The 25,832-nt window shown below is 63.3% G+C and carries 11 protein-coding genes; 9 read left to right on the forward strand and 2 right to left on the reverse strand.

What is annotated here, in order from left to right:
* The first annotated feature begins 9 nt into the window (after positions 1–9).
* The 4 genes from P3T20_RS32245 (at position 10) to kdgD (ending at position 4,867) form a co-directional block, all read left to right on the forward strand.
* Entirely contained in the window at positions 10–771 is a 762-nt protein-coding gene (locus tag P3T20_RS32245; protein ID WP_429288943.1) for a FadR/GntR family transcriptional regulator, read from the forward strand.
* A 349-nt stretch (positions 772–1,120) separates the two neighbouring features.
* Positions 1,121–2,455 carry an MFS transporter gene (locus tag P3T20_RS32250; protein ID WP_429288944.1) on the forward strand — a complete coding sequence of 445 codons (1,335 nt, stop codon included), beginning with the start codon at positions 1,121–1,123 and terminating at the stop codon, positions 2,453–2,455.
* 63 nt (positions 2,456–2,518) lie between these two features.
* A complete protein-coding gene (gene gudD, locus P3T20_RS32255; protein ID WP_429288945.1) occupies positions 2,519–3,868 on the forward strand; it encodes a glucarate dehydratase in 1,350 nt (449 codons plus the stop codon).
* A gap of 81 nt (positions 3,869–3,949) precedes the next feature.
* Positions 3,950–4,867, forward strand: coding sequence for a 5-dehydro-4-deoxyglucarate dehydratase (kdgD, locus tag P3T20_RS32260; protein WP_429288946.1), 918 nt, complete (start codon positions 3,950–3,952; stop codon positions 4,865–4,867).
* A gap of 74 nt (positions 4,868–4,941) precedes the next feature.
* Here kdgD and P3T20_RS32265 read toward each other — a convergent pair whose 3' ends face one another.
* Both P3T20_RS32265 and P3T20_RS32270 read right to left on the reverse strand, forming a co-directional pair.
* Positions 4,942–5,421: a hypothetical protein gene (locus tag P3T20_RS32265; protein WP_074267450.1), complete on the reverse strand. Its 480-nt coding sequence runs from the start codon at positions 5,419–5,421 to the stop codon at positions 4,942–4,944.
* Between the two features lie 135 nt (positions 5,422–5,556).
* Complete coding sequence (locus P3T20_RS32270; RefSeq protein WP_074267451.1) at positions 5,557–6,210, reverse strand: nitroreductase family protein; 654 nt, start codon at positions 6,208–6,210, stop codon at positions 5,557–5,559.
* A gap of 404 nt (positions 6,211–6,614) precedes the next feature.
* Here P3T20_RS32270 and P3T20_RS32275 point away from each other — a divergent pair, with 404 nt between their 5' ends.
* From P3T20_RS32275 to P3T20_RS32295, 5 genes are all read left to right on the forward strand, one after another.
* On the forward strand, positions 6,615–6,860 hold the full coding sequence (locus P3T20_RS32275; RefSeq protein WP_074267452.1) for an MbtH family protein: 246 nt from the start codon (positions 6,615–6,617) through the stop codon (positions 6,858–6,860).
* 3 nt (positions 6,861–6,863) lie between these two features.
* Positions 6,864–7,697 (forward strand): thioesterase II family protein, encoded by an 834-nt coding sequence (locus P3T20_RS32280; RefSeq protein ID WP_429288947.1) that lies wholly within the window; start codon positions 6,864–6,866, stop codon positions 7,695–7,697.
* Entirely contained in the window at positions 7,685–8,659 is a 975-nt protein-coding gene (locus tag P3T20_RS32285; protein ID WP_429288948.1) for a TauD/TfdA family dioxygenase, read from the forward strand. Before P3T20_RS32280 ends, P3T20_RS32285 begins: the two co-directional genes overlap by 13 nt.
* Positions 8,660–8,730: 71 nt before the next feature.
* Positions 8,731–19,935: an amino acid adenylation domain-containing protein gene (locus P3T20_RS32290; protein ID WP_429288949.1), complete on the forward strand. Its 11,205-nt coding sequence runs from the start codon at positions 8,731–8,733 to the stop codon at positions 19,933–19,935.
* 118 nt (positions 19,936–20,053) lie between these two features.
* The gene (locus tag P3T20_RS32295) at positions 20,054–25,825 is read left to right on the forward strand and encodes an amino acid adenylation domain-containing protein (protein WP_429288950.1); all 5,772 of its coding nucleotides are present in this window, start codon (positions 20,054–20,056) and stop codon (positions 25,823–25,825) included.
* Positions 25,826–25,832 lie beyond the last annotated feature (7 nt).

Below are 25,832 nucleotides of genomic sequence, written 5' to 3' on the forward strand. Positions count from 1 at the left end.
AGGTCCTTGATGACCGCGTCCCCAGCCCTCACTACGCCGCCTGCGCGCGCGCGTGGAAGTCTTGCTGACCGGGTGGTGAACTACATCAACGAACAGGTCGCGGCGCATACGCTGAAGCCGGGCGACAAGCTTCCCACCGAGACGACCTTGATGTCGCTGCTTGGCGTCAGCCGGACGGTGGTGCGCGAGGCTATCTCGCGACTGCAGGCCAATGCGGTGATCGAGACGCGTCATGGCATCGGCAGCTTTGTGCTTGAGCCGCGCCGTGAGCCGTTGGGTCTCGAGATGGTGCCCGCCACGACGTTAGCGGATCTGCTCTCGGTCATGGAACTGCGTATCAGCCTCGAAACCGAGTGTGCAGGGCTCGCCGCGCAGCGCGCGAGCGAGCGCGACCTGGCTAATATTCGCGCCGCGCTGGACGCTATCGGAGCCACCAGCCGCGCCGGCGGTGACAGCGCAGCCGCAGATCTGCGGTTTCACGTCGCGGTGGCGAGCGCCACGGGCAACCGCTATTTCGTGGACATTCTCACGCAGATGGGCACCGCGTTGATTCCCCGGCATCGTGTCGATTCGCCGAGTCTTGCCCACAGCGATCCCGCCGCATACATGGCGCGGGTCAATGTCGAGCACGAGAGCATTCTCGACGCCATTGCCCGGCGCGACCCGGAGGGTGCGCGTGCGGCCATGCGGATGCATTTGTCGAGTAGCCGCGAACGGCTGCGACGCTTGAGTGTGGGCGCGTCGGAAGAGGGTGTCGAGCGCACGGCCTGAGACGGCCCCGCGCGAAGTCAGAAAGCGGCCTGCGGGCCGCTTTTTTGTTGCCTCTGCCCCTGCTCAGGGTTCCAATATCAGTCATCGTATAACAAGCGATGTTATGCCTAAAAAACAGTCGCTTAGGCGTCGAGTCTTGCTGCGAGAATCCTCATCTTAAGGACTTACGGTAGTAATAATCCCTTGTCCATCAAGGTTGTGCACCTGATTCAAAGGGTAAACCCCCAATGGGAATTTGGTTCTATAAAAAGTAGACTGTCGTCAGACAACATAGCCGGGGCTGGGAAGCGAGCGCGACCGCGCTCGTCGCAAAGCAGCCCGCGTTGCGTCTGGAGCCAGGAGACAAACCTTGACATCTATTCCCACCGCGGCGATCGACCCGCTCGAGTCAGCGGTTTCGAAGGTGAAGCGGCACATCCTGCCGCTCTTCCTGATCATGTTCATCGCGAATTACATCGACCGCGTGAACATCGGTTTCGTCAATTCGCACATGCAGGCGGATCTGGGGATCGGTGCGGCGGCCTACGGTTTGGGCAGCGGCCTGTTCTTCGTCGGATACGCGCTGTTCGAAGTACCGTCGAACGTCCTGATGCAAAAGTACGGGGCGCGCGCGTGGCTCACGCGCATCATGGGGACGTGGGGTCTGGTCGCCGGTGCGATGGCGTTTGTCTGGAACGACACCTCGTTCTACGTGCTGCGCTTTCTGCTCGGTGTTGCAGAGGCGGGTTTTTTTCCGGGCGTGGTGTTTTACTTCACACAATGGCTGCCGCAGAAAGAGCGGGGTAAGGCGGTGGCGGTGTTTCTCTCGGGCTCGGCGCTCGCGTCGGTGCTGTCTGGTCCGATCACCGGCAGTTTGCTATCCGTGCACGGGCTTGGCCTGCAGAGCTGGCAGTGGATGTTTCTGATCGAAGGCGGGTTTTCAATCGTGTTGTGTGGCGTGAGCTGGGTCCTGCTGAAATCGCATATCCGTGACGCTACCTGGCTGACGGCTGAAGAGCAGCGGGTGCTGCAAACGTCCATTGCGAAAGAACAGGCCGAGCGCGACGCACTCGGCGGCGCCCACTTGCCGGCCTTGAAGCTGCTGAAAGACCCGCAAATCGCGCTGTTCTGCTTCCTGTACTTCGCGATTCAATTGACCATTTATGCTGCCACGTTCTGGTTGCCCACCATCATTCGCAAGATGGGCGCACTCTCGGATTTCCAGGTTGGCATGTTCAACACCATCCCCTGGCTCATCGCGATGGTCGCCATGTACTGTTTCGCCGTGCTATCGGCCAGGTGGCGTTTTCAGCAAGCGTGGCTGGCTGGTGCGTTGGTGATTGCTGCATGTGGATTGTTCGCCTCGACCTCTGCCGATCCGGTGTTCTCGTTCGTCGCAATCTGCTTCTCCGCGATCGGCTTCAAGGCTGCCTCGTCGCTGTTCTGGCCGATTCCGCAGGGCTACCTGGATGCGCGGGTGGCCGCTGCCGTGATCGCGCTGATCAATTCGGTGGGCAACCTCGGCGGATTTTTCGCGCCCGCGACGTTTGGCTATCTGCAGCAACATACCGGTTCGATTAGCGGCGGGTTGTATGGGCTGGGTGTCGCGTCGCTCATCGCTGCTGCCGCGGCATTCCTGACGCGCAATCGCCGCGCGCCGCCTACCGACGGCCTGGTGCAGCCGCTGCATAGCAAGGCCAACTAAGCATCTGAACCATACTCGAACTACTCTGCCCGTTGGCTCCATCACTTCAAGGGTCCTACTTTAATGTCTACGAAACCCATCCAGACGAATGCCACACCGATCGTCACCGAGTTGCGCGTCGTGCCGGTTGCCGGCCGTGACAGCATGCTATTGAACCTGAGCGGCGCGCATGGGCCGTTCTTTACCCGCAACGTCGTGATTCTGCGCGATAGCGCAGGCAATACCGGCGTCGGCGAAGTGCCGGGCGGCGAAAACATCCGCAAGACCATCGACGACGCGCGGCCGCTCGTCGTCGGTCAATCGATCGGCAACCTGCAGGCCGTGCTGAACCGGGCGCGCACGCAGTTTGCCGACCGCGACGCGGGCGGACGCGGCTTGCAGACCTTCGACCTGCGCACCACGATACATGCGGTGACCGCACTCGAAGCAGCGTTGCTCGATCTGCTCGGACAACATCTTGGCGTGCCGGTTGCCGCGTTGCTGGGCGAAGGCCAGCAGCGCGACGAGGTCGAGATGCTCGGTTACCTGTTCTACATCGGCGATCGCAAGAAGACTGACCTGCCGTACGCGAGCGGCGCCGAGGGTCGCGACGCCTGGGAGCGCGTGCGCACCGAAGAGGCGATGACGCCAGAGGCCGTGGTGCGACTGGCCGAGGCTGCTCAGGCACGCTACGGCTTCAATGACTTCAAGCTCAAGGGTGGCGTATTGGCTGGCGACGCTGAGATCGAAGCGGTTACCGCGCTGGCAGAGCGTTTTCCGAATGCACGCGTCACGCTCGATCCGAACGGAGCGTGGTCGTTGGCGGAAGCTGTGCGTCTGTGCCGCGACCAGCACGATGTGCTGGCCTATGCCGAAGATCCCTGCGGCGCGGAGAACGGTTATTCGGGTCGCGAGGTGATGGCTGAATTCCGCCGCGCGACCGGTCTGCCGACGGCGACCAACATGATCGCTACCGACTGGCGTCAGATGGGCCATGCTATCCAGTTGCAGTCCGTCGACATCCCGCTTGCCGATCCGCACTTCTGGACCATGCAGGGCTCGGTGCGCGTCGCGCAGATGTGCAACGATTGGGGCCTGACGTGGGGCTCGCATTCGAACAATCACTTCGATATCTCGCTCGCGATGTTCACGCACGTCGCCGCGGCGGCTCCCGGCAAGATCACCGCCATCGACACGCACTGGATCTGGCAGGACGGTCAGCACCTGACGCGCGATCCGCTGCAGATCGTCGGCGGCAAGGTCAAGGTTCCGGAAGCAGCGGGTCTGGGCATCGAGCTCGATATGGATGCGCTGGAGAAGGCGCACGCGCTATATCAGCAGCACGGCCTGGGCGCGCGCGACGACGGCGTCGCTATGCAGTACCTGATTCCGAACTGGAAGTTCGACAACAAGCGCCCGTGCCTGGTGCGCTAAGCCCGACTTCAACCCGATCTCAACTCGGCAGCGGCCGTCGCGGCCGTTCACTTTTACCCAAAACTTGAACCTCATCCGACCATGACGACCCCTCAAGAACTCAAAGCGATTGTTTCCGAAGGACTGCTGTCCTTTCCCGTGACCGACTTCGACGTGAACGGCGATTTCCGCGCCGACACCTACGCGGCGCGCCTCGAATGGCTCGCACCTTACGGTGCGACGGCGCTGTTCGCCGCAGGCGGCACCGGCGAATTCTTTTCGTTGACCAAGGACGATTACTCGAATGTGATTCGCACTGCCACGGAAACCTGCAAGGGCAAAGTGCCGATTCTGGCTGGCGCCGGCGGCCCTACGCGCGTGGCGATCGAGTATGCGCAGGAAGCGGAGCGCCTGGGCGCAAAGGGCGTGCTGCTGATGCCGCACTATCTGACCGAAGCGTCGCAGGAAGGTATTGCCGCGCATGTCGAGCAGGTGTGCAAGTCAGTGAAGAATATGGGCGTGATCGTCTATAACCGCGCCAATTCGAAGCTCAATGCGGACATGCTCGAACGTCTGGCGGATAGTTGTCCGAACCTGATCGGTTTCAAGGACGGCGTCGGCGAAATCGAAGCAATGGTAACGATTCGCCGCCGCCTGGGCGACCGCTTTTCGTATCTCGGCGGCCTGCCGACGGCGGAAGTTTACGCCGCTGCCTATAAGGCGCTGGGCGTTCCCGTGTACTCGTCGGCGGTGTTCAACTTCATTCCGAAGACGGCGATGCAGTTTTACCGGGCGATTGCCGCTGACGATCACGTGACGGTCGGCAAGCTGCTCGACGAGTTTTTCCTGCCGTATCTGGCGATTCGCAATCGCCGCCAGGGCTACGCGGTGAGCATCGTGAAGGCGGGTGCAAAACTGGTGGGCCGCGACGCGGGTCCGGTGCGCGCTCCGCTCACCGATTTGACTGCTGACGAGATGGCGCAACTGGATGTGCTGATCAAGAAGCTCGGCGCGCAGTAAATGCTGGGCGTTGCGGGTCTTTAGCGCTTTGTGGTGACCAGAAGGAAGGGCATCACAAAGCGCCATCAATGCCATTAATGCATGTACGTGACGCGGCGCTCGCGCACCGGGATCTCGAGTCCCGCCTCGAGCAGCGAGAATGCAAACCAGCGGCCAAGCTTCAGTACGACACCCAAGGCCGGCCGTGGCAACCACCCGTCGAGCAATTCGACCGCTGCATCGCTGCGCATCCGCTGCAGTAGTGCGATGGCTTGCAGCAGAGCGGCTTCATCCTTGGCGAGTTCGCTCGCGCAGCGGCAGCGTGTATCGAGCGGCCGGCACGACGGGTCGGTGAGCGCATGCATCAGCAGATTGAAACAGGTCATGCAGTCGGCGGACAGGCCGGCCTCGGATAGCACGGCACGCCAGCTCTCATTCTTGCGCACGGAATCGCACTGCGGACGCATCCATGTCCGAAGTGCAGAGAGGAGCGTCTGCTCCGCGACGTCGGGATGCTGCGCGAGCGATTCGTCGAGCAGCGTGTACGGCTGCGCGGATGGACTATGAAAATACATGGGACCTCCAACCGGAAATGGGAGACGCGCTGCGCCCAATGCTGCCTGCCGCTGGCCGGGTTGGCGTACAGCGCTTCGCCTGGATCGTGTGTTGCGTAGCGTTTGGGCCGTCGGGCCCAAGCGCCGCGCATCCGCTCAATTGGCCGATGTTCGTTGCGACGACGGACCGGTCCATTCGCGCACGAAAGCGGCGCGTGCAGGCCGTTTAGCGGGACGTTGATTCGCGGGCGGCGTGCCGACGAACAGGAAGCCAAGCAGCCGTTCCGATGGCTCGAAGCCGAGTGCCGAATGCATCGCAGGCTCGTACGAGTCCGCGCCGGTGGCCCAGAACCCGCCGTAGCCGAGCACGTGGATGGCGTTGAGCATATTCATCGTTGCCGCGCCGACAGCGAGTAACTGCTCGACCTCAGGCACCGTCGAACTCGGATCCACGGCGGCGCCTAGAGCGATGATCACCGGTGCGGCCTGCGCCTTCTGGGCGCGATGCGCATGCGCGGAGCGCGGCTCGCCCGGTGAACGTGCGCAGGCGATATCGACCAGCACCTCACCCAATGCGGCGCGCGCCGCACCGCGCACGACCACGAAGCGCCACGGCCGCAGATTGCCGTGATCCGGTGCGCGCAAAGCGGCGTCGAAAATTGACGCCAGTTCCTTGTCGCCGGGACCGGGACTCGTCAACGGCCAGTGCGACTGGCGCGACAGTAGCGCTTGCAATACGGTTTCCGCGCGATCTTGCGGGTCCGGGGCGGTTGTGACATCGAGAGGTTCAACGGCGAGAAGTGAGTCCATGGGCGCAGAGAATTGACGTGTTCGATGGCGCCTATGATGACACAGTTTGACCTCAAATGCAAATGATTCTCATTTGATAAATTGATCTCGGAGTTGCGCGATAACTGCCAGAAGTTCGCCTGCATGTGCCAATTGACGGGCTTGACCGCGGTTTCGCCAAGCTCCGGGCGCGTCTCAGCTCCGCCAAAATTGCTTGACAAAGGGTAGCGTGCCCTCTAATTTACGCCTCTAAACAGAAATGATTCTCATTTGCGAAGTTCGTTGGCGCTGCTCTCTTCCGATGAAGAGGATGCCGCGTTGACTGGATCATGGTGGCCGTGCCAGGCAGCATCAAACGCCGCATGGTCGACGTAAATGGGAATGATACGTATTTAAGTACTCAACAATCTACACCGGAGCGTTCAATGAGCTGGGGCGATGAAGACACGAACTTCCACGTAGTGGTCAACGACGAAGAGCAGTACTCGATCTGGCCGGACTACAAGGCGATTCCGGCAGGGTGGCGTCAGGCCGGCAAGTCGGGCAAGCGGGCGGAATGCCTTGCATGGGTCGACGAGGTCTGGACCGATATGCGACCGCTCAGCCTCCGTAAGGCGATGGCGGAGGATGCGGCGAAAGAGACCGCGGCGCGCGCGGGTTCGGCGACCTGACCGATGAGTGGATTCGTCGCGGTGCCTGCAGCGCTGCCGCCCGTGCGCCTCGTTTGTCTTGCGCATGCGGGCGGAAGCGCGATGCTGTACCGCCGCTGGGCGCAGCGTCTGCCACACGGCGTGCAGGTGATGCCGCTGGAGTTGCCGGGGCACGGTTCACGTTGCAGGCTGCGCGCCCATACCGAGTGGCCGGCGCTGATCGAGATGCTGATAGTCGAACTCGCCGAACAGCTCGATGACGACGTGCCGTTCGCGGTGTTCGGTCACAGCATGGGCGCGCTCGTCGGCTTCGAACTGATCCACGCGCTCCGTGCGCGTCATGGGCTCGAGCCAGTCTGGTTTGGCGCTTCGGCGTCGGTCGCACCGTCGCGCCGCAACCGGGAGACGCATTGGCTCAATTGCACACATGAGGCGATGGTCGCGAGGTTGCGCGAGCTCGGCGGCACACCTGCTGCATTGCTCGACGATCGGGACTTTATCGATTTCGTGCTGCCGGTGCTACGGGCTGACTTTCATCTGTGTGGCACTTATGCGCCGCTTGCAACGGCTGAGGAGAGCACCGTGCGCGAGCCGCTTGTTTGCCCAGTCGGCGTTTTCACCGGCTGTGACGATCGCGCCACTGCGTGCGCTGAAGACGTCGCGGCCTGGCGTGACGAAACTCGCGGGACGTGCACGCTGCATCGTTTCGACGGCGGCCATTTCTATCTCGACGGCACGCCCGATTCCGTGATGGCGTGCGTCGCCACATCTCTCGCGGATGCACTTGCGCGGCCGGCCGCACCTAAGCCGGCCGCACCTAAGCCGGTCGCGACGAAAGGCGAAGCATGGACACACTGATCAGCGGTATCGACGCGGCACTCAATGAACAGGTGATCGAGCGAAACGGCACCCGCGTGCTGGCGTTGAGCCCAAATGACGCAACAAATATCGAGGCACTTCTGCCGCAGTTGCAGACGCTAGTAGCGCGTGCAAGGCCAATCTACGGCGGCGTGCTGCTGCGCGGTTTCGACGCTCTCGGTGCGTCGGGTTTCGACCGTCTCGTCACAAGCTTTGGCCGACCGACGTTGACCTACGAATTCGGCTCGACGCCTCGCAGCAAAATCGAAAAAGGCGTCTACTCCTCGACCGAGTATCCGGCCGATCAATGGATCGATCAACATAACGAGCAGTCCTACACGCTCAGCTGGCCGGCGTCGATCTGGTTCTACTGCGACATCGCCGCGGAGCAGGGTGGCGCGACACCGATCGCCGACAGCCGCCGCGTCTACGAACGGCTCGACCCTGCACTGCGCCGACGGTTCGCCGACAAGCAGGTGATGTACGTGCGTAACTACGGCAACGGTCTCGATCTGCCGTGGCAACAGGTGTTCGGCACGGAAGAGCGAGACGAGGTCGAGCAGTACTGCCGCGCCAACCGGATCGACTACGAATGGCTCGACGATGGCGAGGCGCTGCGCACGCGCCAGGTTTGCCAGTCGGAGCTGCGTCATCCGGTGACGGGCGAGACCGTGTGGTTCAACCAGGCGCACCTTTTTCATGTTTCGAATCTGCCGCTCGCGGTACAGGAAGCGTTGCTTGAAGTCGTCGATGACGACCGCCTGCCGCGTAACACCTTCTTCGGCGACGGCACGCCGATCGACGCCGCGATGCTCGACGAAATCCGCGCGGTGTACCGCGACACCATGCTCTCGTTCGACTGGCAAGCCGCCGACACGCTGATCCTCGACAACCTGCTGATGTCGCATGGCCGCGCGCCGTTCGCCGGCAAGCGCCGCGTGCTGGTTGCGATGACCGCCTGAACGATCTGATCTTCGGCCGCAGCGCGCCTGGCTCCGCTGGCCGCCGAACCCCTCTCGAATCAAGACCATCCATGAGTGAAACTGCGAGCGAAGTGTCGAAGGAACTGCTGTCGATTTCGATGGCCTATGTCGCGTTATCGCCCGAGAAACGTGCAGCATTCCGCGCCCGTGTAAAACAGCGCGGCATCGATCCATCGCGCTTGCCGATCGTCCCGTTCCCCGGTAGCGAACGACGCTTTGCGTTATCGCATGCTCAGGAGCGCTTATGGTTCCTCTGGCGCCTCGATCCCGCGAGCGCCGCGTACAACGTGACCGGCGCGGTGCGCTTGCGCGGCAGCCTTGATGTAAGGGCGCTGCGCGCGGCGCTCGATCAGGTCGTCGATGCGCATGAGAGCTTGCGGCAGCGTTTCAACGAGGTCGACGGCGTGCCGTTCCAGATCGCCGGATCGACACAGTATGGCTGGGATGAATTCGACCTCGACGGCGCTCGCGATACGGACGCGGCACTCGAAGCGCTGCTGGCTAGCCGGTCCGCGCTGCCCTTCGATCTCGAACGCGGGCCGCTGCTGCGCGTGGCGCTGATCCGGCGAGCAGCGGACGATCATCTGCTGCACATCTCTGTGCATCACATCGTCGCAGATGGCTTGTCGATTGAGGTGTTCGTGGCCGAGTTTGCGGCGGCTTACCGTGCCTGCGTTGCGGCTCCCTGCGCGATGGCGGTGGGCGCGCCTGACGCGGCACGTGCGTCTGTGCTCGCGCCGCAGATCCAGTACGGCGACTACGCGCAATGGCAGCGCGAATGGTTCGACGAGTCCGCGTTGGAACGACTACTCGACTACTGGCGCAACCGTCTCGGCACGGAGCATCCGGTTCTGGAACTACCACACGTGCGTTCACGCTCTGGTTTGCGCAGCGGCGCCGGAGCAAGCGTGGTGCGGTTGCTGCCAGCCACGTTGCGCACGGCACTTGGGCAGCTTGGAGAGGCTCACGACGCTACCTTATTCATGGTGCTACTCGCGGCCTTCGATCTGTTGCTCGCCCGTTATAGCGGGCAACGCGACATCCGCGTCGGTGTGCCGGTCGCCGGCCGCGACCGGCATGAAGTGGTGCGCGCAATCGGCTTTTTCGTCAACACGCTGGTGGTGCGCGCCGAATTCGCGGGCCTTACGACCTTCGTGGATCTGCTGGCTCAGGTGCATGAACGCGTGCTCGAAGCACACGACTGCGCCGACCTGCCGTTCACGAAGGTGGTGGACGCCCTGCAGCCGCAACGCAGCCTGGGGCACACGCCGCTTTTCCAGGCGATGTTCAACTATCTCGGCGCGGATCGCGATATGCCGCATCTGCCTGGCCTCGAAGTGTCCAATCATGAAGTCGGCACGCAGACCGCGCGTTTCGATCTGGTGCTCGCTGCGCGTGACCGTACGAACGGCCTCGAAGTTGCCATGACCTACGCTGAAGATCTTTTCGATGCTTCGGTGATCGAACAGATGCTCGATCACTACGTTGTGCTGCTGGAGCAGATCGCACGCAACGCCGCCGCGCCGCTTGCCAGCTTCGAACTGGTGCGAGAAATTCCGGCCATGCCTGCGCAAAAGGCTTTCGAGTCAGTGCCGGCGCGCTTTGTGGCGAGCGCTGCACGGCAGCCGCAGGCCCTTGCCGTGCATTGCGAAGGGGAGCGCGTGACTTATGGTGCGCTCGATGCATGGGCCGGGCGGATTGCAATGCGTCTTGTCGCGGCTGGTGTACGCGCTGACGAGCGGGTCGGCATCTGCATGACTCGTTCCATCGGTATGGTGGCGTCGCTGCTCGGGACGCTCAGATCGCCGGGTGCATTCGTGCCGCTTGATCCCACGTATCCGGCAGAGCGTCTCGCGCTGATGATGGACGATGCGGGCGTGCGCGTGCTGTTGAGCGATCGTGCGACGCGGGAGCAATGCGGTGAGTTGTTCGCCGGCCGTACGGTGATTGACGTTGACGCGCTCGATGATGATTCGTGTGAAGCGGCAGATGCAATCTCCAACGAAGCCGTAAGCGCAAGGGCAACCGCAGCCGCAGCGCCTGTGTACGCGCCGCATCCTGAGCAACTCGCCTATGTGATCTACACCTCGGGGTCGACCGGACGGCCCAAGGGCGTCGCGATCACGCACGCAGCGTTTGCCGCCCACCTCGACGACTTCATCGCTGCTCATCAGATCACTGAAAACGACACCGTCCTGCAGTCCTCAACGATCAACTTCGACGTCGCGTTGCACGAACTTCTGCCGGCGCTGTTGCGCGGCGGAAAGGTCGAAATGCGCGGCCCGGAGCCTTGGGACATCGAGACGACGAGCCGGCATCTGATCGATGCACGCGTGACCTTTTCGCGCCTGCCTACGGCCTATTGGCAACAGTGGCTGCGCACGCCGCCGCCGGCGGAGGCCCTCGCGGCGCTGCGGCAGATCACAGTCGGCGGTGAAGGCTTGCCGGGCGACGCGCTTGCGCAATGGCGCAATGGACCGCTCGGCCATATTGGCCTTGCGAATCTATATGGCCCGACGGAAACGACGGTGGCCTGCATGTATCGCGCAACCACCGCCGACGACGCCTCGCAACCGATCGTCTCCATCGGCAAGCCCTACGCGTCGCGCACCGCCCGCGTGCTCGATAGCGATGGCAACGAAGCACCGGTCGGTGCGTTAGGCGAACTCTGCATTGGCGGTCACACGCTCGCGCGCGGCTATCTGGACCGGCCATCGCTGACAGCCGACCGCTTCGTCCCCGATCCATCGCATCCAGGTGCGCGTCTGTATCGCACTGGCGATCTGTGTCGCCGCCGCGCCGACGGCGCGATCGACTTCCTCGGCCGTCTTGATCAACAGGTCAAGCTGCGTGGCCTGCGCATTGAACCAGGGGAAATCGAGGCGGCGCTGCGTCGTCAATCGGGCGTCGCCGATGCAGTGGTCGTCCTCGCAAAGGACCTGGGTGCGCCGCGCCTCGTTGCTTACGTGGTCGCGAAACACGGCGAGTCCGTACAGAGCGCCGCGTTGCAGCACGGACTCGCGCAGCAGTTGCCGGCCCACATGGTGCCCTCGGCGATTGCACTGCTCGAGGCGTTGCCGCTGATGCGCAATGGCAAGGTCGATCGCGCGGCGCTGCCGGCAATTGTCGCAGAGGAGAACGAACAACAGATCGCGCCGCGCAACGATGGCGAACGCCTGTTGCTGACGCTTTGGGAGGCCGTTCTGGGACGCGATGGCCTGAGTGTCGAGGACGATTTCTTCGCCGCTGGCGGTGACTCCATTCTGAGTCTGCAACTGATTGCCCGGGCTCGCGCGCAGGGCTGGCTGCTGACGCCGCGTCAGGTATTCGAGCATCCCACCATCGCGCGTCTTGCGATGGTGATACGTCCACTCGAAGATGGTAGCGGTGAAGCGCTGGTTGAGATACGCGACGCGTTGCCGCTGACGCCGGTTCAGGCATGGTTTTTCAGCCGCTATCCGGACGGCGAACCGCATTGGAATCAGTCAGTTCTGCTGGAAGTGCGCGGCGAACTGGAGGCGGACGCGCTGGAGCGTGCGCTGAGCGCCGTGGTGGCGCGTCACGATGCGCTGCGTCTACGTTTCGAGCGGCATCCGGACGGCTGGAGCCAGCGGGTGCTGGCCGATGCGCCACCGGGGCTGCTGAGCGTCAATGATCTGCGTGACGCGTCCCACACGCCGGGAGCTTGGCAAGCGGCATTGGCCACGCAAGGTCAGATTGCGCAACAGAGCCTCGATCCGCAGGCTGGGCGTCTTTTGAAAGCGGTGTACTTCAAGGTGCCCCCGACGGCGAAGGACGCGGCGCGAACCACGGCGTCAGGCCGTTTGCTGCTGGTCATTCACCACCTCGTCGTCGACGGGGTGTCGTGGCGCATCCTGTTAGCCGATCTTCAGGAGGCCTATGCGGCGACACTCGCGCGCGAGCTGCCGGTGCTCGGTCGGAGTACGTCATGGAGTGTCTGGGCGGACGCCCAGCGCAAAGCAGTTGGCGATAGCCGGGTGACCGCTGCATTGCAAGCATGGCAAAACGTGTTGGCCAACGCCACGCCGGGGCTGCCAGCACCACGTGGCACATCTGCGTCGAGTCGTCAGATCGATTGGCGCCTTGACGCCGATGCGACCGCAGCGTTGCGCCATGCTGCACCACGCGCTTACCGGCTTGGCATCGACGAACTGTTGTTGACCGCGCTCACTCGCACGCTGGCTAACGCGTTGGGTAGCAGCGGCGTGCTGCTCGCGCTGGAGGGTCATGGTCGCGAATCGCAGATTGTATTGGGCACGAGCGAGCGCGGTGTAGCAAGCACGGACCTGAGCCGTACAGTCGGCTGGTTCACGACGCGCTATCCGGTCTGGTTGTCCGCGCAACCCGAAGCGGACAACCAGACCGCGCTCATCTCCACCAAGGAACAACTACGTTCGCTGCCGGACGATGGCGTTTCTTGGGGCTGGCTGCACGCCTATGGAACGGCAGCCGTACGTGATGCCCTCGCCGGTTTGCCCACGCCGCGCATCAGTTTCAACTACCTGGGCCAGTTCGACCAAAGTCTCGGCGCCGATGGCCCGTTCGGTTTTGCGAGCGAAGCAGCGGGCAACCCGCAACCTGACGACGAGCCGCTCGGCTACGCGCTCGATCTGAACGGGATGATTGTCGGCGACTGCCTGTCGTTCAGCTGGCGCTACGATCCAGAGGTGCTCGCGCAAGCGGACGTCGAAGCATTGCTGGCCACGTTCGATCGCGAAGTCGCGAACCTTGTTGCACATTGCGCCATGGCGACGCCGCGCGTGAGCGCTTCGGACGTCCCGCTCGCAGCGCTCACGCAGAGTGAACTCGACGCGCTCGGCTTGCCGCTTGCGACGATCGAAGACCTCTATCCCGCCACGCCGCTACAGCAGGGCCTGATTTTCCACAGTCTGATGGAGCCGGGGGCGTATCTGAACCGTAAGCGCATGACGCTGCGCGGCGCGCTCGACGTCGACGCAATGCGTTCTGCGTGGCGCACGGTTGTCGCGCGTCACGCGGTCTTGCGTACGCGTTTCGTGCGCGCCCACGGTGGCGCGATGCTGCAGGCCGTGTATGCCGAGGTACCGGAACCATTTGTCGTGCACGACTGGAGCGACCGCGACGACTACGAAGAAGCGTTTGCGCGCTGGTTCGAGTTCGAAGCGCCGCATCTGATCGATCTCGACGCGGCGCCCTTGATGCATGTCGCGCTGATCAAACGGCCCGACGGTGCGCACGATCTGGCATGGATCAATCACCACGCGCTCTCCGACGGCTGGAGCAGTGCACAGTTGCTTGGCGAACTGAGTCGCGTCTACCACGCTGCCAGCCGCGGTGAAACGCCGCTACTCGATCCCGTCGTACCGTATCGCTCGTACCTCGAATGGCTGCGCGAGCAACCGGACGCAAGCACGTGGTGGCGCACCCGACTGGCACGCGTCGACCGTCCCGCGCTGCTGCTCGATAGCGTGCCGTCGCTGCCGGCGACGCGTACGTCGCGCGGCGTACACGCACGCGCCGCATTCGGCCATCGTGCACAGACGCTCGACGTCGCACTCGGCGCTGCGCTCGCGCAGGCCGCGAAAAGTTACGGCGTGACGCTTAATACGCTGATTCAGGGCGCCTGGGCGTTAGTACTGGCGCGTTTCGGCAATCGCCGTCAGGTCGGCTTCGGCGTGACGGTGGCGGGGCGTCCCGCGGACCTTCCGGGATCAGCTTCTATCCAGGGACTGTTTATCAATAGCCTGCCGCTGTGGGTCGATGTGCCGGCACAGCAGCCCGTCGCCGAGTGGTTAGGCGAACTGCAGACTTACAACGTCGAGTTGCGCCAGGCCGGTCATGCACCGCTTTCGTCTATCCAGCAATGGGCGGGACCGAGCTTCGGCACCCTCTTCGACTCGCTGCTGGTGTTCGAAAACTACCCGGTCGATCCTGCGTTGAACGATGGTTCGCTGGGTTTGAGCGTCGCGTCTTCCGAGTCGTTCGAGCGCACGCACTATCCGTTGACACTGGGTATCGTGCCGGGCGAGCGCATTGCGCTGGAGTGGAGTTGGGACGCGGAACGTATCCCGGAGACGACACTCTCTGTATTGCAGAGCGCTTATGTGGACCTGCTCGCGCAGTTGGCGCGAGTTCAGACTCAGAACGTCTCGCTGGCCGCGTTACGCGTGGCCGGCCCAAACGCGTTGAGCGGCGCGGCGACCGGTGCTGCGGCGCACGCCTATCGTCCGTTTGTCGCGCGTTTTGATACCGTGGTGCGGCAGCAGCCGGATGCGCTCGCAGTGCATTGCGATGGCGTGACGCTGAGCTACTTCGAACTGAACCAGTGGGCGAACCGGATTGCTCGCCGTCTGGTCGCCGTGGGCGTAGCGCGGGAGGCCCGCGTCGGCGTTTGCGTCGAGCGTTCGCCTGCCTTGATCGCAGCGTTGCTGGGCGTGATGAAGGCAGGTGGTGCGTACGTGCCGCTCGATCCCGCCTATCCGCGCGAACGGTTGCGCGACATGATCGACGATGCGCAATTGACGACGCTGCTGACCGACGCGGTCACTCGTGCAACGCATGCCGAACTGTTTGCCTCGACTGTCTGCGCAGAGGTCCGGGTAGACGAGACTGCGGCGGAACTGGACCACGATCCTGAGCATGCGCTGCACGCTGAGCAACTTGCATACGTGATCTATACATCCGGTTCGACCGGCAAGCCCAAGGGCGTCGCTATCACTCACGGCGCGCTGAGCTTGCATCTTGACGACTTCATCGCAGAGAACGGTTTGTGCGCGGCAGATCGCGTGCTGCAATTTTCCACCGTCAATTTCGACTCGGCGGTGGAGCACATTTTTGCTTCGCTCGCGGTGGGCGCATCACTTGAATTGCGTGGGCCAGCGCTGTGGAGCGGTGCTGAATTCACCCGTGTTCTGCAAGAGCGCCGCGTCACGGTCGCGGACTTGCCGACCGGATATTGGAAGCAGTGGGCACAGCAACTGCCTGACGATACCGCCGGGCTCGCGTTGCGTCGTGTCACGGTAGGAGGCGAAGTTTTGCCCGGTAACGCGGTCGCGCAATGGTTCGATGGTCCGCTTGCGGATATCGTCCTCGTGAATACCTATGGTCCGACCGAAGCAACCGTCACCGCGTCGGGTCAACTCGTCATAGCCGGGCATGCTGAAAATATCGCGGTGCCGGTGGGGGCGCCGTGGGCCTCGCGCATCTACCGCATCCTCGATTCAGACGGCGAGCCGGTGCCCGAAGGCGGCCTGGGCGAATTGTGCATCGGCGGTGCGACCCTGGCGCGCGGCTATCTTGGCCGCGCTGCGCAGACCGCCGAACGTTTCGTGCCCGACCCGTTGGGTCCCCGCGGCTCGCGTGTATATCGAACCGGCGATTTGTGCCGCTGGCTCGCGGACGGTAGCGTCGCGTATCTGGGCCGGCTCGACGATCAGGTGAAGGTGCGCGGCTATCGGATTGAACTCGGCGAGATAGAGCGCGCCCTGTGCGCGCAGGCCGGCGTGAAGGAGGCGGTGGTGATCGCACGTGGCGATCATGAGGCGAAACGCCTGCTGGGTTATGTCGTTCTCGCGGACAACGTGGCCGCAGTCACTGGAAGTGCACTCCGCGAGGCGCTGACGCGCACGTTGCCGCCGTATATGGTGCCGGCGTCAATCGTGACGCTCGACGTGCTTCCGACTCTGCCGAACGGCAAGCTCGACCGCAAGGCGTTGCCCGACGCGGATGGAGATAATACGGATTACATAGCGCCTGAAACCCCGCTCGAAATGATGCTTGCGGATATCTGGCAGGCGGTGCTTGGTATTGACCGGGTCGGCGCACTCGATGATTTCTTCACCCTTGGCGGACATTCCCTGCTTGCGTTGCAGGTGGCGGCACGTTTGCAACGTGCGCTCGACCGTGAGATCGCGCTGCGGACGTTGTTTGAAAATCCGGTGTTGCGATCACTTGCGGCCGCCCTTGACGAGGGAGCAAGTGAAACCCGTCATGCACGCGGGCTGCAGCCCGTGCGACGCCTGGGGCGGCGCGAGACGCTGCCGACACATGGACAGGAGCGCTTATGGTTCCTCTGGCGTCTGGCGCCCGACAACCCGGCTTACCATCTTTCCTTGGCTGTGCAGATTAACGGCGAACTCGACGTTCCGGCATTGCGTAAGGCGCTTGACTCCGTGGTGCAGCGTCACGAGATACTGCATAGCCGCTTTGAGGAACGCGACGGCGCGCCGTGGCTGATCGTCGACGAGCATCTGGGCTGCGAGTGGTCCGAGACGGTCTTCGAGGACGCGAACGGCGCAGCCGGTCCAGTCGTCGCTGCGTGGTTGCGCAATGGTGCCTCCAGAGCATTTGATCTCGCGCGTGGCCCGGCGCTGCGCGCACAACTAGCACGTCTCGCCGGTGGCTCCCACGTGTTCGGCTTGGTGGTGCATCACATTGCCGCCGACGGTTGGTCGATGAATCTGTTGATCGATGAATTGCTGAGCGCCTATGCGGCGCATCGCGCCGGTCGCGCACCGGCGTTTGCGCCGCTGCCAGTCCAGTACGCGGACTTCGCCGTCTGGCAGCGCGAGACGCTCGGCGCCACCGCGCTCGAACAGCAGCTCGACTATTGGCGCATGCGCCTCGGTGACGAGCAGCCGGTGCTCGAATTGCCGACAGATCGCGCGCGTCCCGCGCTGCGCAGTTCGGACGGCGGACAGGTCGGAGGCGTGCTTGATCAGCCACTCGCCGATGCATTGCAGGGCTTTGCCCGCCGGCACGACGCGACGGTGTTTATGACGCTGCTCGCGACGTTCCATGCGTTGCTGCATCGCTATAGCGGCCAGCGCGACATCCGCGTTGGGATACCGCTTTCGGGACGCGAGCAGCTGGAGATCGAACCGCTGATCGGTTTCTTCGTCAACACGGCGGTGATCCGTGCGGACCTCACGGGCTCATTGCCGTTTGACGCGTTGCTCGCGCAAGTGAAGCAGCGGGTACTGGAGGCGCAGGTTAATCAGGATGTTCCATTCGCACAGATCGTCGATGCGCTGCAACCGGTACGCGCGGCAAATCAAACGCCGCTCTTCCAGGCGATGTTCAATCTGGACGTTCCGGCGGCGCCGCTCGACCAGCACGCAGGACCGGCGCTGCAGTTGCGGCCGCTCAGTGATCAACGCACGGCTGCGCAATTCGATCTGACGCTCAATGTAACGATTGCGGATCAGCTCAGCCTGTCCTTCAGCTATGCAAAGGATCTGTTCGAGCACGCCACAGTCGAGCGTTTGATGCGCGATTACGTGGGCATGTTGACGCAGCTGGTGCGCGAGGACAAGGCAAGCGTGGCACGGGTGCGAGATTTTACGCTCGAGGCGCGGCCCGTCGCGCAACGCGGCGCGAGCGAATCGTCTGTTTTGACGGTGCCGTTTTTGCCGGTGCACGCTCGCATTGCCGAGCAGGCGCTGGACTCTCCCGATGCTATCGCGCTGCGCTGCGACGGTGCCACGCTCAGCTATCAGCAACTCGACCAGCGCGCAACACGACTCGCGCAGCGGCTTCTTCGTTGTGGCGTTATGACGGAAGCGCGCGTAGGTGTGTGCGTTTCCCGTTCGCCTCAGATGGTCGTGGCGATACTCGCTGTGCTGAAGGCCGGTGCCGCCTATGTGCCGCTCGATCCGGCCTATCCATCGGCGCATCTCGCCGGCATGATCGACGACGCGCTGCTGACATGCACACTCGTCGATGTGGTGGGACGCGAGCGTCTGGCGGATATCGCCGGAGATCATGTCTTCGTCGAGGTCGACGGCGATGCAGACCGCCAGGATCAAACCGAAGCGGAAGACGATGCCGCGTTTGCAGACGCGGATGCAACCGGACAACTCGCTTGCCCCCTGTCGTTTGCACCGGTTCGAGCCGATCAGCTCGCCTACGTGATTTACACCTCGGGATCGACAGGCAAACCCAAGGGCGTTGCAGTCACACACGGCGCGCTGATGCGTTTCCTTCACAGCATGCAGGCTCGCCTCGCCCTCAATACCGATGACGTCTGGCTCGCTGTCACCACACTGTCTTTCGATATCGCGGCGCTTGAGCTGTATCTCCCGTTACTTGCAGGTGCCACGATCGAACTTGCTACGCGCGAGACCGTCGCCGATGGTCGCCGCCTTGCAGCGCTCGTCGACGCGTCGCGTGCGAGCGTCATGCAGGCGACGCCGATGGGCTGGCGCGTTCTGCTTGATGGTGGCTGGCAGGGTAGACGGGGAACGGGCGCACCGATACGCGCCTTGTGCGGCGGCGAGGCGCTACCGGTGGACCTCGCCGACGCGTTGCAGACGCGTGGCGTCCAGCTATGGAATATGTATGGCCCGACCGAAACGACGATCTGGTCGAGCGCCGCGCGGCTCGACGCCGCTGGCGCACCGATTACGCTCGGCGAACCACTCGAACATACGACGCTGATGGTGCTCGACGCCGACGGCAATCCGGTACCGGACAACGGCATAGGCGAGTTGTGCATCGGAGGTGCCAATCTCGCACGCGGTTATACGCGGCGCGCCGGACTGACCGCCGAAGGCTTCTTGCCAGACCCGCATGGCGCACCGGGCGCACGTCTATACCGAACCGGCGATTTGTGCCGGGTACGCGGCGACGGACAACTGGAGTACCTGGGCCGTGCCGATCAGCAGGTGAAGCTGCGCGGCTTCCGGATCGAACTGGGAGAAACCGAAGCGGCATTGCGCGCGCTTGACGGTGTCGCCGACGCGGTATGCCAGATCCAGGGCGATGGCACGTCGCGGCGCCTCGTTGCATTCATAACTGGCGACGCCGATCCAGCAGCAATGCGTCCGCTGCTGGCAAGCCGTCTGCCCGCGCAGCAGGTACCTGCGCAAATTGCTCGGCTAGAGCTGTTGCCGCTGACATCGAACGGGAAGCTGAACCGCAAGGCGCTGCCGTTGCTGACATCAGCGACGTCTGACGCATATCGCCCGCCTGTCACACCTACCCAGGTTCTCTTATGCCGGATCTGGAGCGAGGTGCTGGGCGCGGCACAGGTCGGGCTTGACGACGATTTTTTTGCGCTAGGCGGACATTCGCTGCTCGCTGTGCGGGTGGCATCGCGTGTTGGCGAGGCGCTCGGCCGGAAGATCGAACTCGGATTGCTGTTTGCGCATCCATCGCCCGTCGAGATGGCCGCACAACTGGATCACAGTGCCGCCGCGAATGGCGATGGAGCAGACACGCTCGATGCATTGCAAGATCTGATGGATTCCTTATGAACCGATTGATCACGAGCGCAATAGTCGGCGTCCTCGCGCAGCTCGCCTGGCACGAAATGCGGGAAGCGCAGGATTCACAGAACTCGCCGCATTCGCAGACAGACAGGAAACGATGAAGGTGACGGATCACTCTTTCTCTGCGTCCGGTGTAAAAGACGCATCCGTAACGTCCGATACATCGCCGGACGCGGTTCGCCGGCCGTCCGGCGCGTTACGCCTCGCTCAGCAGTACGCGGCGCTTCCTGAAGACAAGCGAGCACTGTTTCGCGCCCGCGCGAGGGCTCAAGGGCTTGACGTAGACACGCTACCGGTTGTTCCGCTTTCGCCGAGACCCGCTCGCTTTCCGCTGCTGTTTGCACAGGAGCGGTTATGGTTTCTGTGGTGTCTCGATCCGCATCACGCGGGTTATCACATCACGCACACGCTGCGGCTGACAAATGCTCTCGATGTTGACGCGTTGCATCGCGCATTGCGCCAACTGGTGCGCCGGCACGAAGCGCTGACGCTGCGTTTCGATGCGGACGAGGGCGTGCCGACACAATATCCGGCACCTGATGCCAGCTACGGTTTCGTACAGCATACCCTCGCGGACGACGAGGCGACGCTCGCCGAGGCGCTACGCGATTTCGCCTGCGAACCGTTCGATCTCGTCAATGGTCCGGTGCTGCGGGTCGCTTTGTTCGAGACGGGGGGGCAGGGGTGTGTTCTGCAGTTCGTAGTGCATCACATCGTCGCCGATGCGTGGTCGATGAATGTGCTGTTCCGTGATCTGCTGGCGTTTTATCGCGGTGCGGATAACCTGTCGCCGTTGCCGGTGCAACTGGCAGACGTCGCAGTGTGGCAGCGGGAGTGGTCGGCCAACGATCTGCTCGAGCGGCAGATCGGCTATTGGCGCGAACGGCTCGACGGTGTTCCTGCTGCGCTCACGCTGCCGCGCGACGTGCCGCCGCGCGCGACCCGTTCCCACGACGGCGGCCTCGTCCGGCTGTCGATTCCCGCCGCGCTGGCCGAGCCGCTACGTGAGATCGCGCGTAGCCGGCGTACGACGCTCTTTACGGTGATGCTGGCCGTGTTCGACGTGCTGTTGTACCGCTATTCGGGGCAGCGCACGATTGTGGTCGGCGTGCCCACTGCAGGGCGTGGACGTACCGAACTGGAAGGGCTGGTGGGCTTTTTCGTCAACACGTTGATCGTCCGCGCGGACCTCGCTGGCGGACAGCCGTTCGATACGCTGTTACGCACCGTCCATGAGCGCGTGCTAGAAGCGCAGGCTCATCAGGATGTGCCGTTCGTGCGGCTGGTCGAGGCGCTTGCAATCGAGCGCAACCTCGATAGCTCACCGCTGTTTCAGGTGATGTTCGATCTTGCGACCGATGCCGCTAATGCTGCTAATGCCGCTGATACGACGCAGGCGCAGTCTGCCAGGACCGCTGGGAGCAGCCCTCTTGCGGTCGAATCGATACTCGACGTTGCGCCGACCGCACGCTTCGATCTCGCGTTGAATGCTCAGGATCGCGGAGCGGGTGGCACGTTACAGCTTGCATTGACCTATTCACGCGACCGCTTTGTCGAAGGGACCGCGCAGCGCATGCTCGACGACTATGTCGAACTGCTTGAACAGGTCGCGGCGGAACCGCAGCGCAACGTGGGGGATCTGGCTGTGCGCCGGGGAATTGGCGAGCATGTGCGGTACGATGCGCGCAGCGGTGAAGTCAGCACTCCGACCGATATCGAACGAGAGACAGGGGATGGAACCGCACCGGACATCCCTCGCGGTTCGTTTATCGCGGCACACCAGCGGATAGCTCAACGTGCGCGCCAATGCCCGACGCGTGTCGCCCTGCGTTGCGAGGGCGAGGCGCTAACGTACGCTGCGCTCGACGCGTGGGCGGAGCGCGTCGCGCTTGCGTTGCGCGCGGACGGCATCGCCACGGGCGAACGCGTTGGCCTGCTGCTGGGGCGCTCGCTGGCTCTGCCTGCAGCGTTGCTCGGCGTGTTCAAGGTGGGTGGCGCGTTTGTTCCGCTCGATCCTGATTACCCACCAGCGCGACTGCAGGCGATGATCGCCGATGCAGGCGTGACACGTGTGATCATCGACGAAACGACTCGGAGCAATTGCCGCGCATTGCTCGCTCCGCTGCGTACGGTGCTTGCATCCGCGGTACGGCCTGATGCCTCCGATAGCACCGCGAATTGCGATGATGCCGCATGGCCCGTGCACCCCGATGCGCTCGCCTATGCCATCTACACCTCTGGCTCAACAGGCACGCCGAAGGGCGTGGCAATCACGCACCGCGCGCTCGCGCTGCATCTGGAAGACTTCCTGCACGACCATCGGATCGTCGAGTCCGACATCGTGCTGCAGTCGTCGACCATCAATTTCGACGTGGCCTTGCATGAGCTCTTGCCGGCGCTCATGGTGGGTGGCCGCGTCGTGATGCGCGGGCCGCAGGCCTGGGAGCTCGCCTCGCTGAACCGCACGCTTTGCGACGAGCACGTGACGTTCGCGCGGATTCCGACTGCGCTCTGGCAACAATGGCGCATCGCGTTGCCGCCGGCGGAGGATATCGCGCTGCGACAGATCACAGTAGGCGGCGAAGCGTTGCCTGGCGACGCATTGCAGCGATGGTACGAAGGCCCGCTAGCGCACGTCGCGATCGACAATCTGTATGGTCCGACCGAGACCACCGTGGCGGCATTGCATCATCCGGTCTCGCGCGACGATGCGCAGCACGCCATTGTCGCAATTGGCCGCTGCTATCCGGCGCGTCACGCATATGTCGCCGATCTCGACGGTAATCGTGCGCCGGACGGCGCGCTGGGCGAGTTGTGCATCGGCGGTGCGACCCTCGCGCGGGGCTATCTGGCGCGGCCTGCGCTTACTGCCGAACGCTTCGTGCCGGATCCGCATGGGGCACCGGGTTCGCGCGTCTATCGCAGCGGCGATCTGTGCCGTGCGCGTGCCGACGGTATCATCGATTTCCTCGGGCGGATCGATCAGCAGGTGAAACTGCGCGGGCACCGCATCGAGCTTGGCGAAATCGAAGTCGCACTGCGGCGCGTCGCTCAGGTCCGCGAGGCTATCGTCGAATTGAAGGGGGAAGGAGAGCGCAAACGCCTTGTCGCCTACTTCACCGGGTCCGCCAATCCAGATGCCGTGCGCGAAGAGCTGACGCGGACGCTGCCAGCCTCGCATGTGCCCTCGATTTGCATCGCGCTCGATACGTTGCCGACGCTGCCTAACGGCAAGCTCGACCGGCGTGCGTTGCCCGAGCCGGACGATGCGGTGCAGGGTGCCGCGATACCGTCGGCAGGGCCGATCGAAACGGCGCTGCTGGCAGTCTGGCAGACTGTGCTCGGCCGCACTGACTTCGGCGTAACCGATAACTTCTTTACGCTCGGCGGGGATTCGATTTCCAGCCTGCGGGTGATTGCGCAGGCGCGCGCCGCGGGTTGGGTCGTCTCACCCCGCCAGGTATTCGAGCATCCCACGGTGCGTGGTCTGGCGCGTGTTGCGCGGGCGAGTGTCGCGCCAGCAGCGGATGAACCGCTTGTGAACGTCCCGTTCGAGGCACCACTCGCGTCGATGCAGCATTGGTTCTTCGAGCACTATCCGGACGCCCCTGCACGGTGGAATCAGGCGGTACTGCTGCGTAGTGCCGAGGCGCTCGACGTCGAAGCACTGCGAGCGGCGTTCGATGCCGTGCTTGGCACGCATGACGCGCTGCGTGCGAGCTTTCGGCGCGATCCGCAGACGGGTGAGTGGTCGCAGACCATTTTGCCGCCGAAGTCTTCCAACGACGTATTGCGCATCGTAGATCTGCGAGCCTCCGTTGACCCAGTGGTGGCAATCGAAGCAGTCGCAGACAAAGTGCACGACAGTGTCGACCTCGCTGCCGGCAAGCTACTCCACGCGGCTTATATGAGCACAGCGGATGGCGCACGACTGCTGGTCGTCGTCCATCATCTGGTAGTCGATGGCGTGTCGTGGCGCATCCTGCTCGACGATCTGCTGAATGCGTACGAGGCGGCACGTTTGTCCGGCACGCAGACGCTGCTGCCGCGAGCGAGTACCGCATGGAGCGAATGGACTCGACGTCTCGCCGAATACGCCAGTTTGCCCGAGCATCTGAGCGAACTAGCATGGTGGCAGAAACAACTGGGGACGACCACGGATGCCGCTCCGTCACGCCAACGCGCGATCGCTTCATCCACCACCCAAGGCCACACGCAGCATCGCAACTGGACACTCGATGCGCAGACAACGCGTCAGCTCACCGACTCTGGCAGGCGTATCGACGAAGTGCTGCTGACTGCGCTAACCCAGGCATGTGCCGAGCATTTGCCGCAGCTGCCCGTGATCGTCGAACTGGAGGGGCATGGTCGCCGCGATTGCATCCCTGGGCTCGATTTGAGCCGCACGGTGGGTTGGTTTACCACGCAGTACCCACTACGCCTTAGTGCCGCACCGCAACTCGAGTCGACGCGCCGCGAAATTGCTAACCTGCTGCAGACGGTGCCCGCGGAAGGCATGCATTTCAACCTGTTCCGCTACGGTGGCTCGGCCTCGACGCGCGCCGCGCTGGCGGCTTTGCCTCCCACGACGATTGGCTTTAACTACCTCGGACGTTTCGAAGAGCGGCTCAGCGAAGGCTACTTTACGTTTGCTCCCGAAGACAGCGGCAACGGCATCGGCACGAACATAGCCAACGGGCCACGTCACGTGCTGGACCTGAATGGCCTGATCGCAGGCGGTTGCCTGAAACTCGAGTGGAGCGTCGCTTCAGATGCGCTTGATTTGGCCCAGCTTGGCAGGCTGATCGGCGCGTTCGAAACATATGTGCGGGCATTGGCTCAACCGGTGGATCCGTTGGCCGGTGCATCACAAAGCGCGGACTCATCGCACACGGCCGCCACGGCGATCGATGAACCGGGACTTGGAACACCTAAGCGGCATCTGTTCAATGGCCTGACGATGGCTTCGCAAACGTCCGTATCCGCTACAACCGAATCCGGGCAACTTGATGCGTTCGAACTGTGGCGTCAGCGCTTTTACACCGAGGCGTTGCTGTGCCCGCCTTACGGCACGGCAAACGATATCGACATGCAGCCGCTGAACGCCACCGGTGCGCCGCTCACGCTGTTCTGCTTTTACCCAGGCTTTGGACTTGTCGGCGAATACCGCTTTCTTGCCGCTGCGCTACAAGGGACCGCCAGCGTACTCGCGTTGCGTTCGCCGGGTTTCGCGATTGATGCGGGGGATTCAACGAGTGAGGCGCTCGATGCAACAGCACTCGCACGTCACGATCAACCTGCCAGTTTCGAAGCACTTGCGCAAGCATGCGTCGAGCGCGTGTTGAAGGCGCAAGCCGAAGGGCCATTCAGGCTGCTTGGCTGGTCATTCGGCGGGCGCCTGGCGGTGGCGGTTGCCGGGCAGTTGCGCGCACGCGGCCATCAGGTCGATTTCCTCGGACTGCTCGACACGGCGACGCGTACCGCTGACGCAGCACCGGACGAGGAGCATGCGCAGGGCGATCTGTCCGCATGGCTGGAACAGCAGACGGACGGCGCACAACTGCAAGCGCTCTTCACACGGGCAGCCGGACTGGACGCATTGCACTACCGCTTGCGCCTCGCCCATACATTGCCGACCCTGGACGTACCGATTACTTTCTGGCACGCCGCCCGCGACAAAGTACCGGGCCGCGAGCGCGACTGGCGTCCGTATACAACCGCGGCAGTCGAAGCAGTCCAAATCGAAGCGAGCCACACCGGAATCGTGCATCATCCGGCGCTGCATGCCAGCGTAAAAGCCCAACTGCAAAAGCTGCGGAGCATGCAAGAGGCGCGGACACGCACAAGTACAAGCGGCACAGATACCTCATCCTGACAACCTA

This window comes from Paraburkholderia sp. GAS206C, from assembly GCF_050435645.1.
In the GTDB taxonomy this organism is placed as follows: domain Bacteria; phylum Pseudomonadota; class Gammaproteobacteria; order Burkholderiales; family Burkholderiaceae; genus Paraburkholderia; species Paraburkholderia phenazinium_B.